At 40.5% G+C, this 13,977-nt stretch carries 12 protein-coding genes and 2 pseudogenes; 9 read left to right on the top strand and 5 right to left on the bottom strand.

Annotation, left to right across the window (positions count from 1 at the left end; translation table 11 throughout):
• Positions 1-14 precede the first annotated feature (14 nt).
• Genes HMPREF9007_RS19785 through HMPREF9007_RS19795 form a run of 3 tightly spaced genes read right to left on the bottom strand, consistent with a single transcriptional unit; the run spans position 15 to position 2,712 of the window.
• The gene (locus HMPREF9007_RS19785) at positions 15-857 is read right to left on the bottom strand and encodes a FecR domain-containing protein (protein WP_008760360.1); all 843 of its coding nucleotides are present in this window, start codon (positions 855-857) and stop codon (positions 15-17) included.
• Positions 854-1,405 carry an RNA polymerase sigma-70 factor gene (locus HMPREF9007_RS19790; RefSeq protein ID WP_008760359.1) on the bottom strand — a complete coding sequence of 184 codons (552 nt, stop codon included), beginning with the start codon at positions 1,403-1,405 and terminating at the stop codon, positions 854-856. The genes HMPREF9007_RS19785 and HMPREF9007_RS19790 overlap by 4 nt, the downstream gene beginning before the upstream one ends.
• A gap of 50 nt (positions 1,406-1,455) precedes the next feature.
• On the bottom strand, positions 1,456-2,712 hold the full coding sequence (locus HMPREF9007_RS19795) for a carboxypeptidase-like regulatory domain-containing protein (RefSeq protein ID WP_008760358.1): 1,257 nt from the start codon (positions 2,710-2,712) through the stop codon (positions 1,456-1,458).
• A gap of 139 nt (positions 2,713-2,851) precedes the next feature.
• On the opposite strand from HMPREF9007_RS19795, the gene HMPREF9007_RS19800 reads away from it, so the two are divergent.
• The 5 genes from HMPREF9007_RS19800 (at position 2,852) to HMPREF9007_RS19820 (ending at position 6,396) form a co-directional block, all read left to right on the top strand.
• Positions 2,852-3,289 (top strand): GNAT family N-acetyltransferase, encoded by a 438-nt coding sequence (locus HMPREF9007_RS19800; RefSeq protein ID WP_008760357.1) that lies wholly within the window; start codon positions 2,852-2,854, stop codon positions 3,287-3,289.
• 111 nt (positions 3,290-3,400) lie between these two features.
• A complete protein-coding gene (locus HMPREF9007_RS28045) occupies positions 3,401-3,841 on the top strand; it encodes a hypothetical protein (protein WP_008760356.1) in 441 nt (146 codons plus the stop codon).
• Between the two features lie 150 nt (positions 3,842-3,991).
• A complete protein-coding gene (locus HMPREF9007_RS19810) occupies positions 3,992-4,633 on the top strand; it encodes a DedA family protein (protein WP_008760355.1) in 642 nt (213 codons plus the stop codon).
• Positions 4,634-4,712: 79 nt separating this feature from the next.
• Positions 4,713-5,360, top strand: a complete 648-nt coding sequence (locus HMPREF9007_RS19815) for a DUF47 family protein (RefSeq protein ID WP_008760354.1) — start codon at positions 4,713-4,715, stop codon at positions 5,358-5,360.
• A 16-nt stretch (positions 5,361-5,376) separates the two neighbouring features.
• Positions 5,377-6,396 (top strand): inorganic phosphate transporter, encoded by a 1,020-nt coding sequence (locus tag HMPREF9007_RS19820; RefSeq protein WP_008760353.1) that lies wholly within the window; start codon positions 5,377-5,379, stop codon positions 6,394-6,396.
• Positions 6,397-6,471: 75 nt separating this feature from the next.
• Here the strand turns inward: HMPREF9007_RS19820 and dnaK are convergent, their stop codons facing one another.
• Complete coding sequence (gene dnaK, locus HMPREF9007_RS19825) at positions 6,472-8,388, bottom strand: molecular chaperone DnaK (RefSeq protein WP_008760352.1); 1,917 nt, start codon at positions 8,386-8,388, stop codon at positions 6,472-6,474.
• Between the two features lie 336 nt (positions 8,389-8,724).
• Positions 8,725-9,513 (bottom strand): META domain-containing protein, encoded by a 789-nt coding sequence (locus tag HMPREF9007_RS19830; protein ID WP_008760351.1) that lies wholly within the window; start codon positions 9,511-9,513, stop codon positions 8,725-8,727.
• 145 nt (positions 9,514-9,658) lie between these two features.
• Here HMPREF9007_RS19830 and HMPREF9007_RS19835 point away from each other — a divergent pair.
• The 4 genes and pseudogenes from HMPREF9007_RS19835 to recA all read left to right on the top strand — a co-directional run bounded on the left by HMPREF9007_RS19835 (position 9,659) and on the right by recA (position 13,768).
• Positions 9,659-10,968 (top strand): annotated as a pseudogene (locus tag HMPREF9007_RS19835) (hypothetical protein).
• A 76-nt stretch (positions 10,969-11,044) separates the two neighbouring features.
• Positions 11,045-12,239: pseudogene (locus tag HMPREF9007_RS19840) on the top strand (saccharopine dehydrogenase family protein).
• A gap of 14 nt (positions 12,240-12,253) precedes the next feature.
• Entirely contained in the window at positions 12,254-12,709 is a 456-nt protein-coding gene (gene bcp, locus HMPREF9007_RS19845) for a thioredoxin-dependent thiol peroxidase (protein WP_008760349.1), read from the top strand.
• Positions 12,710-12,733: 24 nt separating this feature from the next.
• On the top strand, positions 12,734-13,768 hold the full coding sequence (gene recA / locus HMPREF9007_RS19850) for a recombinase RecA (protein ID WP_008760348.1): 1,035 nt from the start codon (positions 12,734-12,736) through the stop codon (positions 13,766-13,768).
• Positions 13,769-13,977: the final 209 nt, after the last annotated feature.

The following is a 13,977-nucleotide window of genomic DNA, read 5'->3' as shown; positions in this document are numbered from 1 at the left end:
TCACTTTTTTTTATTTATTCTGTCAGCATGAATGTATCCCCCTGCCGTGTGCACTTCAAATTAAGCGCATAGGCTATCAATGTAGCCACAGTCTCTGGAGATTCATTGGAAAATTCAACTGTCAGCTTTCTTTTTTCAAGCGCAGGAGAAGCTACACGTATCTGCGAACTGCCTGCATTCATATTCATTACTTTCAGAATATGCCCCAAAGATTCATCTTTAAAACAGACATGCTTCAGATAGCGATTCAACTCTCCGGCATTTTCAGTCGAACTGAGCAAAAGTTGCTGTGATTGCAATACCACTGTCTCACCAGCTTTGACATAACATTCTTTATTTCCCTTTTTAAGGGTTACCCTAACGGTTCCCCGTTGCACCGAAAGACGGAACGGAGCATCTTCGACGCTCTTTACACTAAAAGCAGTACCCAATACTTCAATCTTTACTTCCTTTGTATCAATCCAAAAAGGTTGCTTCTGCTTCTTTGCCACATCAAAAAAGGCATCTCCCTGCAAACTGACTTCCCGTTTGTCGGAAACAAAATGTTCCGGATATCGGATAGAAGTCTCCTTTGCCAAGAACACGACAGAACCATCTTCCAGAGTCGTGACCAATGTAGGAACATCTTGATTCTCCTGTGTTATAAAGTCAGGTAATTCCTCTTTTTGACCGAATCCCCAATACAAAGTACTAAAAACCAAACCGACCACCATCGCCGCTACAGTGCCATAGCGTACCCACATCGGGATTTTAGGCATCCGATGGTCTTCTACAAGCAGATGATCTTTATCCAATCGGTCGTACAACCGATTCCAAGCCTGCTCCATCTTTATTTTATGAATATCCGTTTTCATCATTTCATTTGAATATAATTTTCTATTTCTTTTCGCAAAGTTCGTAAAGTCTTCGTCATTTCCGCTTCCACCGTTTTGACGGAGAGAGAAAGCTGAACTGCAATTTCCGCATATTTCTTTCCCTCCGTCCGGTGCATTTTAAATATCTGCATTCTGCGTTCCGGCAATTTCTCAAGGGTATTATTTATCAGCTTCTGAAGTTCTTCATATTCCATCTGCTGATGAGGATCTGTCGCCTGTTCCGAAGAGGATGTAGTCAGCACAGACTCTCTATACCGCTCTTTGACCTCTTCATGCTCACAGTATTGAATTGACTGATTACGTGTCGCCCTGTAGAGGTAGTTTTTTACAGACTGGAAAATCTGTAACTGTTCCCTATCCTTCCAAAGCACATAAAACAGTTCCTCAACAATTTCCTCAGCCACCTCCATCCGTCCGGTAATGCTTGCCGCATACCAACACAAGGGAGAATAGTAACAGCGAAATAGTTCCTCAAACGCTTTTATGTCACCTGCCTTTATTTTTGTCAGTATGAGCAGTTCATTCAGCATACTTCTATCATTTTACGATTGTTCCCAAATATAAGAAAACAATTCTGATTTTAATTAGATTGCTTTTTCAATTTATCGACAGCATGTTCCAGAGACTCCGTAGGTGCTATGATATTATAATTTCCCCAGAAGTCTTCACTCCAGTAATTTCCGACTTTATCATAGAAAATCTGATTGGAGGTGAATACTTTATTCCGCGGAATTATCTCGGACGGGCTCTCCCTCCGGTCTGTCACCACCATTTCTGAGGTTACTGCATAGCTCGTAGAGAAAAGCCTCCGTTTCCAGTCGCATTTAAAACGAATATCATTGCGGATATAATTCAGATAAGTCCTTCCATCTATCGTTTTATAGGTTATCAGAAAAGATAACTCTTGCGGTTTGAATCTCAGTCCAAATGGTTTCTGATGAAGAATAGCAGCAATTGCTTTCGATTTATTCTGCATATCCAGATTCATCTCGATACGTGTAAACGACAGCTTATCACAATCTACATACAATTTCCCATGAAACAGCGCATATGGTAAAAGAACTCTCGGACGGAAATTAATAACATATTGTATCCGGTTATCGATCAATGCCGATTCAGCCATCCAGAACTCATAGTTGTTCAATTCTTCTGGTTCCAGCAGCGCTTCTTTATTCTTTACGATATCCAAAACTACAGATATATTAGGACCACCCATAACCTTTACTGCCAATGTATCACTAACTTTCTGACTTAGCAGACGGCGTCCTTTCAGAACCTGTAGTTTATCATAATCCGTAGTGCGATTGGTGTATGCTGTTTTCGACACATCAAGTACAGCTTCCGATACACTGATATAACGGCGCCCTTTCTGCACAGTCTCCCGATAGAAGCTGGTAAGCATATTCCGGTTGGCACTATAATTTACCGGAATCTTCTCAATCGCCTTTTCTATAATTGTACGCGGATTATTGGCATAAACGACCACTTCATTCAACTGGTTAGTATGAGGTATCATCCAGACCGTCAATTTAGAAGAATTATTCTTATCTAAAGATACATGACTATTGATATAGCCTATGTGAGAGATTTCCAACTCTCGCGGCACTTCTTCTTTCCTGACTTTCAGAGCAAACTCTCCCTCTGCATTTGTCACCGTACCGATATTACTTCCTTGCACAGATACATTCACGTTTTCAAGTGTTCTCTTATTTTGCTTATCCTTCACCATTCCGACAATCGTGAAATAATCTCCTGCATCCTGCGCCCATATATCAGCACTCCCTATCCATAGAAAAGCTAATAACCATCCAACCAAAAGTATAACTGACTTTTTCATCTTAATAAAGTTTTAAAGTAAATAATTCCTGCTTCTATAAATAAGATCGTTCAATCTGCAAATACCCTATTGTCTGAAATAAAAAAAATCAGTATCTTGCCCGACAGACAAAAATTATATTCTCAACAAATGATTAATTATGATACGCAAATTAGATAAAGCAGAATTTCAGCAGGCGACAACTTTAGCATTAGAAGTATACTTGCAATGTGGTCAGGATGATTTCGAAGACGAAGGTCTTGAGAGTTTCAAAAGTTTTATATTCAACGATAAATTGGTGAATGAACTCTGCATTTATGGAGCTTTCGAAGAGAATAAACTAATAGGTATTATGGGAACCAAGAATGAGGGCAAACACATTTCTTTGTTTTTCATCAAAAAGGAATTCCATAGAAAAGGGATAGGCAAGCAACTGTTTGACTATTCCCAATGTGATTGTCCGGCAAATGAAATAACTGTAAACTCATCTACATACGCTATCAGGTTTTACGAATCTCTGGGATTTGAAAAAACAAACGACAGGCAACAAACAAACGGAATCAGTTATACTCCGATGAAACTCATATCGAACAAATAAAGAAGAAGATATTACCATTAGATTCCAGTTCCTCGGAGCCCAAATCTAATTGTTAATTATACTTTCGAATATGTATTTCTTATAAAAATAGTTTCTACATTTGCGACTGTTATGGCGAAATACATTTTCTGTATATTATTTGGTATATTTCTGATATGGGGATGCAATTTAGTGCCCGATAAAGAATTACAGGAGTTCCGGACAGAGGCCGGTACTACCACTATACAATCCCATAATAAGTCACAGAGTTACCGATCCAAAGCTGTAGTCAAACAATCCGGTAAAGAAAACAACTCCTTCCAAGAAGGGAAATATGATGGAAAATATGATTGCAACATTGCCGATGGTATTTTAGGAAACTCACTTTTATCCCGTACCACTTCTCTTTCCAAAATTCTAAGATTCAACGTTTCTTCCGTTACAATTCGGATACTAAGTTCCTTAAAATATCAATTTCCGAAAGAAAAATGGACTGGTCTCCCCTACTACACAAATCTCACCAAATTCTCATATAGATATTACGTCTATACACTAGGACGAATACTTATTTAAATATCTCTTTTCCTTCTATGGGATGAGATGAGTGTATCTTCATGCCCATTTTATCTCTTTATATTCAAGGCAAGAAAGCAAGAAGAGTCTTTTCCATTGCCGGGAATATGCATACGATTTCACTTTTACATATTAATAACTTGATATATAATGGAATTTATATTAGTCTTTATTCTCCACATTGATCAATACATGATTAGTATAGTGCAGGATTACCATACTTGGGCATATGTTATCCTATTCATCATTATATTTTGCGAAACTGGGCTTGTAGTCACTCCCTTTCTTCCTGGTGATTCTTTACTTTTCGTTGCAGGAGCCATTTCCGCATTACCCGGTATGCCGATCGATATCCATATTCTTGTTTTAATCTTATTTGCAGCAGCCATATTAGGTGACTCCTGCAACTACATGATCGGACATTTTTTCGGACGCAAACTTTTTCATAATCCCAACTCCAGGATATTCAAACAAAGTTATCTTGATAAAACGCATGAATTTTATAAAAAATATGGTGGGAAAACGATTATTCTCGCCCGCTTTGTGCCTATCGTCCGCACTTTTGCTCCATTTGTAGCCGGAATGGGAAAAATGCATTACTATTATTTTATGATCTACAATTTGATAGGTGGAGCCATATGGGTAGTTTTATTTTGCTATGCAGGCTACTTCTTTGGCGATCTGCCGTTCGTACAGGAAAATCTTAAACTCTTGATTATCGCTATTATATTTATTTCAATATTGCCTGCAATAATAGAAATATTACGAGCGAAGTTAGGATCGAAGCAATAAAAAACTTTATTCATTTGTTTATTAATAACAACAGCCATCAAATTAAACATCTCAAAAACAATTTAATGTACTCATATTTATGAAAAATTCTTTTTTTAGTAAATTCACGCCCAAAGAACCAAAGTTCTTTCCTCTACTGAAGCAGTTATCAGATGTTTTATCTGCCTCATCCGTTCTACTTGTTGAAAGTCTGGAACATGATCTGCCCACAGAAAGAGCAGATTACTACAAACAAATTAAAGACATGGAACGTGAAGGTGACAGATTGACTCATTTAATCTTTGACGAGTTAAGTACGACATTCATCACTCCCTTCGACCGTGAAGATATTCACGATCTGGCTTCCTGCATGGATGATGTTATCGACGGAATCAACAGTAGCGCCAAGCGCATTGTTATCTATAATCCCCGCCCTATTTCCGATAGTGGAAAAGAATTGAGCCGTCTGATTCACGAGGAGGCTATCAATATAGGTAAAGCCATGGATGAACTGGAGACTTTCCGCAAAAATCCAAAGCCATTGCGCAACTATTGTACCCAATTACACGATATAGAAAATCAGGCAGATGACGTATACGAGCTTTTTATCACCAAACTCTTTGAAGAAGAAAAAGACTGTATCGAACTGATTAAAATTAAAGAGATCATGCATGAGCTGGAAAAGACAACCGATGCAGCAGAACATGTAGGGAAAATATTAAAAAACCTGATCGTAAAGTATTCATAAAAGCAGAGCAAGACACATGGAATTATTAGTGACTATCATTATACTAGCTCTGATATTCGATTATATCAACGGCTTTCATGACGCAGCAAACTCGATCGCTACCATCGTATCGACTAAAGTACTGACTCCTTTTCAGGCGGTATTGTGGGCAGCATTCTTTAACTTCGTTGCGTTCTTCATAGCCAAATACATTATAGGTGGCTTTGGCATAGCAAACACTGTGTCAAAGACAGTCGTTGAACAATACATCACGCTACCTATTATCCTGGCGGGCATTATTGCTGCTATTTCATGGAATCTGATTACCTGGTGGAAGGGTATTCCGTCTTCTTCCTCCCATACGCTTATAGGTGGTTTTGCAGGAGCTGCTATCATGGCAAACGGCTTTGAAGCTATTCAGCTCAATATCATTCTTAAGATTGCCGCTTTTATCTTCCTGGCTCCATTTATCGGTATGGTTATCGCTTTCGGATTTACTCTACTTGTGCTTTACATCTGCCGACGTGCAAATCCGCATACCGCTGAAATGTGGTTCAAGAGATTACAGTTGGTTTCTTCCGCCATGTTCAGTGTAGGACATGGTCTGAATGACTCGCAGAAGGTAATGGGTATCATTGCCGCTGCAATGATAGCTGCCCACTCTATGGGTCTGGGAATGGGAATAAACAGTATTTCTGATCTACCGGACTGGGTAGCGTTCTCCTGTTTTACTGCTATCTCACTGGGAACGATGTCCGGAGGATGGAAAATCGTAAAAACGATGGGAACCAGAATCACTAAAGTCACACCATTGGAAGGTATGGTTGCCGAAACCGCAGGTGCTTTTACACTTTATATCACCGAAATGCTGAAAATTCCTGTAAGTACGACTCATACGATCACCGGAGCAATTATCGGGGTCGGAGCAACCAAACGTTTATCTGCTGTTCGCTGGGGAGTAACTAAAAGCCTCATGACTGCATGGGTACTTACTATTCCTGTCAGTGGACTCCTAGCTGCATGTATTTATTGTGTAGTTTCTCTGTTCCTGAAATAAATTCAGTTTCAAATAAAAAAGGTGTATCAGAACTTTTTCTGACACACCTTTTTATATATACTAATTCAGCTAATCTTACTTCACTTCCTCGAAGTCTGCATCCTGAACATTGTCACCATGCTTGCTACTATCCTGACCAGCATTCTGACCTGCATTCATATCAGGACCAGCCTGTGCACCACCCTGAGCTCCGCCTTGAGCGTACATTTCAGCACTTGCAGCCTGGAAAACAGTATTGATTTCTGCCATAGCCGTATCAATAGCAGCTAAATCCTGAGACTTATGAGCATCTTTCAGTTTCTGCAAAGCAGCTTCAATTGGAGCTTTCTTATCAGCAGGCAACTTATCACCCAATTCCTTCAACTGATTTTCTGTCTGGAAAATTACGCTGTCGGCCTGGTTCAGCTTATCAATCTTTTCACGTTCTTTCTTGTCTGCTTCTGCATTAGCTTCAGCTTCAGCCTTCATCTTTTCGATTTCTTCCTTGCTCAAACCGCTGGAAGCTTCGATACGGATTGCCTGTTCTTTACCTGTAGCCTTATCCTTAGCAGATACTTTCAAGATACCGTTAGCATCGATATCGAATGTAACCTCAATCTGAGGAACACCACGACGAGCCGGAGCGATACCTGACAAGTTGAACTGACCAATTGACTTATTCTGAGCAGCCATCGGACGTTCTCCCTGCAATACATGAATAGTTACTTCACTCTGATTGTCGGCAGCAGTAGAGAAGGTCTCACTCTTACGAGCCGGAATTGTTGTATTAGCATCAATCAATTTCGTCATCACACCACCCAGTGTTTCAATACCCATTGACAACGGAGTAACATCCAACAACACCACACCTTTGATTTCGTCTGTCAAAACAGCACCCTGTACAGCAGCACCAACAGCTACTACTTCATCCGGGTTCACACCTTTAGAAGGAGTCTTTCCGAAGAAATCTTCTACCAGTTTCTGTACGGCAGGAATACGGGAAGAACCACCTACAAGGATTACTTCATCAATATCAGAGTTGCTCAAACCAGCATCGCTCATTGCTTTCTTACATGGTTCCAGACAAGCCTGAATCAATCCGTGAGCCAATGATTCGAATTTTGCACGAGTCAAAGTCTTCACCAAGTGCTTGGGCACACCGTTTACCGGCATAATGTACGGCAAGTTGATTTCTGTGCTTGTTGAAGAAGAAAGTTCAATCTTAGCCTTTTCAGCAGCTTCTTTCAGACGCTGCAAAGCCATCGGGTCCTGAGTCAAGTCAGCACCTTCGTCATTTTTGAATTCCTGTACCAGCCAGTTGATGATTACCTGGTCGAAGTCATCACCACCCAAGTGAGTATCACCGTTAGTAGAAAGGACTTCGAATACACCACCACCAAATTCGAGGATAGAGATATCAAAAGTACCACCACCAAGGTCGAATACAGCAATCTTCATATCTTTGTGAGCCTTGTCCAGACCGTATGCAAGAGCTGCAGCTGTCGGTTCGTTAACAATACGTTTTACTTCCAGACCTGCAATCTGTCCGGCTTCTTTAGTAGCCTGACGTTGAGAGTCGGAGAAATATGCAGGAACGGTGATAACAGCTTCTGTAACTTCTTGTCCCAGATAATCTTCAGCAGTCTTCTTCATCTTCTGAAGAATCATTGCAGAGATTTCTTGCGGAGTGTACAGACGACCGTCAATATCTACACGCGGAGTGTTATTGTCACCTTTCACTACTTTATAAGGAACACGTGTAACCTCTTTCTGCACCTGGTCCCAGTTTTCACCCATAAAACGTTTGATAGAGAAGATCGTACGTGTCGGGTTAGTAATAGCCTGACGTTTAGCAGGATCACCTACTTTACGCTCGCCGCCATCTACAAATGCAACCACAGAAGGAGTTGTACGCTTACCTTCACTGTTTGCAATTACTACAGGTTCGTTGCCCTCAAATACGGCAACACAAGAGTTTGTTGTTCCTAAGTCAATACCAATAATTTTTCCCATGATCGTTATTCTTTTTATTTATTATTATTCAATTTCTTTTTGTCCGGTTGTTTTCTTTCTCTTTGTAAGGGCTTTCAAACGGACGCTGATTAAAAAACAAACCATGTGCCAAAAAGAAATCGGACGAATACGTGACATATTTTCTGCCAAAACGACAGTTTTAAATCGAAATGACTGCTGTCAAGTCACATAGAAGCTAGACAGCTATCGACTCATTAAACAAATGGAAACGGCTCTGGTTCAATAAAGCTAAAGAATAGATCATAAAGGAATAAAAAATATGCCTGTATCGTTATGTGCGACACAGGCATACCTATTTAATATAATACGTATATCTTACTTTTCAAGTACAATCACCAATGCATTATTTGCGTCATACAAACCGATTCCGCCACCGGAAAGTTTATCGAACGACTTCACTTCATTCATTGCTTTCAGAATCTTACCTTCCACTTCCATATCAGGGCAAGCCATCATTGTGCTAGCCACACCAGGGAAAGAGATTGATTTAGCATTAGTAGTGCTAGTTTCAAAACCACCATTAATCAAGTTACATCCGGCATTGCCATGAAGTGTTTTCTTTTTCACATCAAAAGCAATGAAAGGTTGCTTTTCCATTCCCGAAGGAATTGCTTCACCATTCACTTCCTTTATTTTCCATTCTCCGTTCAATACTGATAGTTTCACGTCAGCCTCCTTTTTTTCAAGAACTACAACCGGACGATTGGACTCATTGCAAAGAAACATTTTATCCTTACCGGCTTTCTTATACCCTTTCACCTGTGCAAGCGCACCTAACACATTTCTCTCGGTAGTCATGTCCGGACACATCATTCTGGTGCTAGCCATTCCCTTAAGCTCCATGCTGCCCGGCTTGGCATTCACGTCAAAGCTACCCATCATACGGTTGCATCCACTGTTACCGGATACTCTTCCGGTCGCTGTATCAAAAGTAATAAAGGGAAGGGTTCTGCTTTCGCCCGGAGTTACTTTCGAGCCGTTAACTTCTATAATATTCCACTCACCATTGATTGAAGCCAATGGGACTGCCTTCTCAACCGAACGGCATGAAAACATTGCAAGTACTGTGCTGGCAATGCAAATTGAAACGAATACTTTCTTCATTTTGTTATAACGTTTAAGTTAAAATCGGGGGCAAAGATATCAAAAAGATTGGGAAATACCATCTAATGCGATATAAAATACATACATTTGCCATTATCTATAAAACAAACAATAAGATTACATAGTTCATCTAAAGTAAATAAATATGAGAACAATCGTCCTATTTCTAATCCTGCTTGGTTGTGGTACCTCTCATATCACAGCGCAAAATGATTATCTTGTCACTACTATTCCCAATCAGGAGGATCCTCTAAGTGAAGAAGAACAGTTCATAAAAGAGAACTTCCCACTGCAACTTTTATGTAAATGGACACCCGGAATGAAATTCATGTTTATTCCATCCGGACGTGACATGTTCCTCCCCACCCTTTCGGTGTATGAGACAGAAAAAGGGGCAGATAACAGCGTTTTGAAACACAAGATTCTTACTTTCGCCGGATATGAAGAAAAATCTCAAAAACTATCAAATGACATGAGCTATTCCACTCGACTCATCTTCGAATGTGACGGAGAAAAATATTATTATGAGATTAAAAATACACGTCCGGATGAAATTTGCGAAAAGAATCCCCGTGCCTATATCAACGGATTAGTTAATCTGAAAGATGTAGACACGGCAAAAGATTTACTGACAGGTAGAAAGATATATGTTCAGTCCGATATGGCACAGGTGGACGATGCCAATAGTTACTCCGGATATAGGGAAGTGTCTATTCCGGTCAACACCGAAGCAACCATTACCGCCATAGGAGTTGGCAGTCAGGCATATCCCGTGAAAATCATATTTCAGGATTCGCAGGGACATACCTATTATCTGGAAGTAGCTCTTTCCCGCACTAATTCCGGTATGGACGTGAGCGATTTCCAAGCTGAAAAGAAAATGAGATATTTTTCCAACGCCATCAGTTTCAGTAGCAAAAAGTCCGGAAATCTGGAAACCTTGAAAGACAAATATATTGATCTGACCGTCTATCCGAAACGGACATTGGCTGTAAAAAGAGTCTTCAACCTTGAAAACAAGCAAATGGAAAACCGCATACATTTGCCTCGCTACACTGTTTTGAAAATAAAAGAAGTAAAAATCTCCGGTCCGGGAAGTCTGGTTATCCTCTCACTGGAGGATCGGCATGGATCACTTTATGAAACAGAGGTTGACCTAAAATATGACGTTATCGTCAAAAACGAGAATTATATTGAAGACCTTTTCGGATTTGGAGACATCCATCAGAAGTATCCGGCTATCACAGATAAACGTTGGGCAATCATCGCACGGGGTGATTTGGAAGAAGGTATGAACACCGACGAATGTCATCTGTCAATAGGTGATCCTGTAGAAATACAGTTAAAAAAGACAGTCGTTTCGAAACTTGGTTCTACAACGGAAAAACGCTGGAATTTGAGAGTGGCATCTTGCAACGTTTCAATAAAAGGAGTAGCGACGCGGTGATTATCTGAAAATAATCACGTATATTTGCCAAGCTAACAATTCTAAAATCTTAATTTTTGATTTATAATTTATTAATTAAAAGAAATGGGTAGAGTTCTTATTATCGGTGCAGGCGGTGTTGGTACTGTCGTAGCACACAAAGTGGCACAAAATGCCGATGTATTCACAGACATCATGATTGCCAGCCGTACAAAGGAGAAATGCGATAATATCGTCAAAGCTATAGGCAATCCCAATATAAAAACCGCCAAAGTGGATGCGGATAATGTAGATGAACTGGTAGCTTTATTCAATGACTTTAAGCCGGAAATGGTAATCAACGTTGCTCTTCCTTATCAGGATCTTACCATTATGGAAGCCTGTCTGAAGGCGGGTGTCAACTACCTGGATACAGCCAACTATGAGCCGAAAGATGAAGCTCATTTTGAATACAGCTGGCAATGGGCTTACCACGACCGTTTCAAGGAAGCAGGTCTGACTGCCATTCTTGGTTGCGGTTTCGATCCGGGAGTCAGTGGAATCTACACAGCCTATGCAGCCAAACATTTATTTCGACGAAATCCAATATCTGGATATCGTAGACTGTAATGCAGGAAATCATCATAAAGCATTTGCCACCAATTTTAATCCGGAAATCAATATCCGCGAAATTACTCAGAACGGACGTTATTACGAGAATGGTCAATGGGTGACAACCGGTCCGCTGGAAATCCACAAAGATCTGACTTATCCTAATATTGGTCCACGTGATTCCTATCTTCTTTATCATGAAGAACTGGAATCGTTGGTCAAGCATTTCCCGACTATCAAGCGTGCCCGTTTCTGGATGACTTTCGGACAAGAATATCTGACTCACTTACGCGTGATTCAGAATATCGGCATGGCCCGTATCGATGAAGTTGATTATAACGGAACTAAAATCGTACCATTACAATTCTTGAAAGCAGTATTGCCTAACCCACAGGATTTAGGTGAGAACTATGAAGGTGAAACCTCTATTGGTTGCCGTATCCGTGGCATCAAAGACGGAAAAGAACGTACTTACTATGTCTACAACAACTGCAGCCATCAGGAAGCTTACAAGGAAACAGGTATGCAGGGAGTCAGCTACACCACCGGTGTTCCGGCTATGATCGGTGCCATGATGTTCTTCAAAGGCGAATGGCAACGTCCGGGTGTAAACAATGTAGAAGAATTTAATCCGGATCCGTTCATGGAACAGCTCAATAAGCAGGGACTGCCTTGGCATGAAGTGTTTGATAAAGATCTGGAACTATAATAGAACGAGTCAGAATGAAGAATATAGGAGATAAAGCACCGGAAGTATTAGGTATCAATGAAAAAGGTGAAGAGATCCGCCTAAGTGCTTATAAAGGAAAAAAGATAGTACTGTATTTCTATCCGAAAGACAGTACATCGGGGTGCACGGCACAGGCATGCAGTCTGCGCGACAACTATTCCGAACTGCGTAAAGCCGGTTACGAAGTAATCGGTGTCAGCGTAGACAGCGAGAAGTCGCACCAAAAATTCATCGATAAGAATAATCTTCCTTTTACGCTGATAGCCGATACGGACAAAAAGTTGGTAGAAGAATTTGGTGTATGGGGAGAGAAAAAGCTGTATGGACGTGCCTATATGGGAACCTTCCGCACTACTTTCCTGATCAATGAAGAAGGAATCATAGAACGGATTATCACTCCCAAAGAAGTGAAAACCAAAGAGCATGCCTCACAGATTTTAAATCAATAAATCCATTAATTACAAGAATAAGGTATGGCAAAGAAAGACGAACTTAATTTTGAAACAGATAATAAAATGGCATCAAGCGAAAAACTGAAAGCCTTACAGGCTACCATGGAAAAGATAGAAAAGAACTTCGGTAAAGGTTCTATCATGAAAATGGGTGATGATAGTGTTGAACAAGTGGAAGTGATTCCTACCGGCTCCATTGCTTTAAACGTGGCACTTGGCGTAGGAGGATATCCTAGGGGAAGAATCATCGAAATCTATGGTCCGGAATCTTCCGGTAAAACGACTCTGGCTATTCACGCCATTGCCGAAGCACAAAAAGCCGGTGGTATCGCCGCTTTTATTGATGCCGAACATGCCTTCGACCGTTTTTATGCAGCGAAATTAGGCGTGGATGTAGACAATCTCTGGATTTCTCAACCGGACAATGGAGAGCAGGCCTTGGAAATAGCCGAACAGTTAATCCGTTCTTCCGCTATTGATATTATTGTTATTGACTCCGTAGCAGCATTAACTCCGAAAGCAGAAATTGAAGGCGACATGGGTGACAATAAGGTAGGTTTGCAGGCACGTCTGATGTCACAGGCTTTGCGTAAATTGACCGGTACAGTCAGCAAAACACGTACGACTTGTATCTTTATCAACCAGCTCCGTGAAAAGATTGGCGTCATGTTCGGTAATCCGGAAACAACGACGGGTGGTAACGCATTGAAGTTCTATGCTTCTGTACGTATAGATATCCGTGGTAGCCAGCCAATCAAAGACGGTGAAGAAGTTCTTGGTAAACTGACTAAGGTGAAAGTGGTGAAGAACAAAGTAGCACCTCCTTTCCGCAAAGCAGAATTTGATATCATGTTTGGTGAAGGTATTTCTCACTCCGGAGAAATCATCGATTTGGGCGCAGAACTGGGAATCATCAAAAAGAGCGGTTCATGGTATAGCTACAATGACACTAAACTTGGTCAAGGACGTGATGCAGCCAAGGTATGTATCAAAGATAATCCCGAACTTGCTGAAGAACTGGAAGGATTGATCTTCGAAGCCTTGAATAAAAAATAAGTTGTTTCAACCGATTCAACTAAGAATAAATAATATAAGCTGTCTCAAAACATCGGATGAGACAGCTTATTTTTAGCTTAAACATAAAAATGTCCCCTATCTGAATTTGTACTGTGAGAATTCAGATAGGGGACATTTCTTTCACTTTTTATATGAAATAGATATAGGCTAATGTACTTAAACTAATAACTACCCATAACAAAACGCCT

Source organism: Bacteroides sp. 1_1_14, from assembly GCF_000162515.1.
In the GTDB taxonomy this organism is placed as follows: Bacteria; Bacteroidota; Bacteroidia; order Bacteroidales; family Bacteroidaceae; genus Bacteroides; species Bacteroides thetaiotaomicron.
The sequence above is the reverse complement of the archived record's forward strand: the minus strand, read 5'-3'. Positions and strand labels throughout refer to the sequence as shown.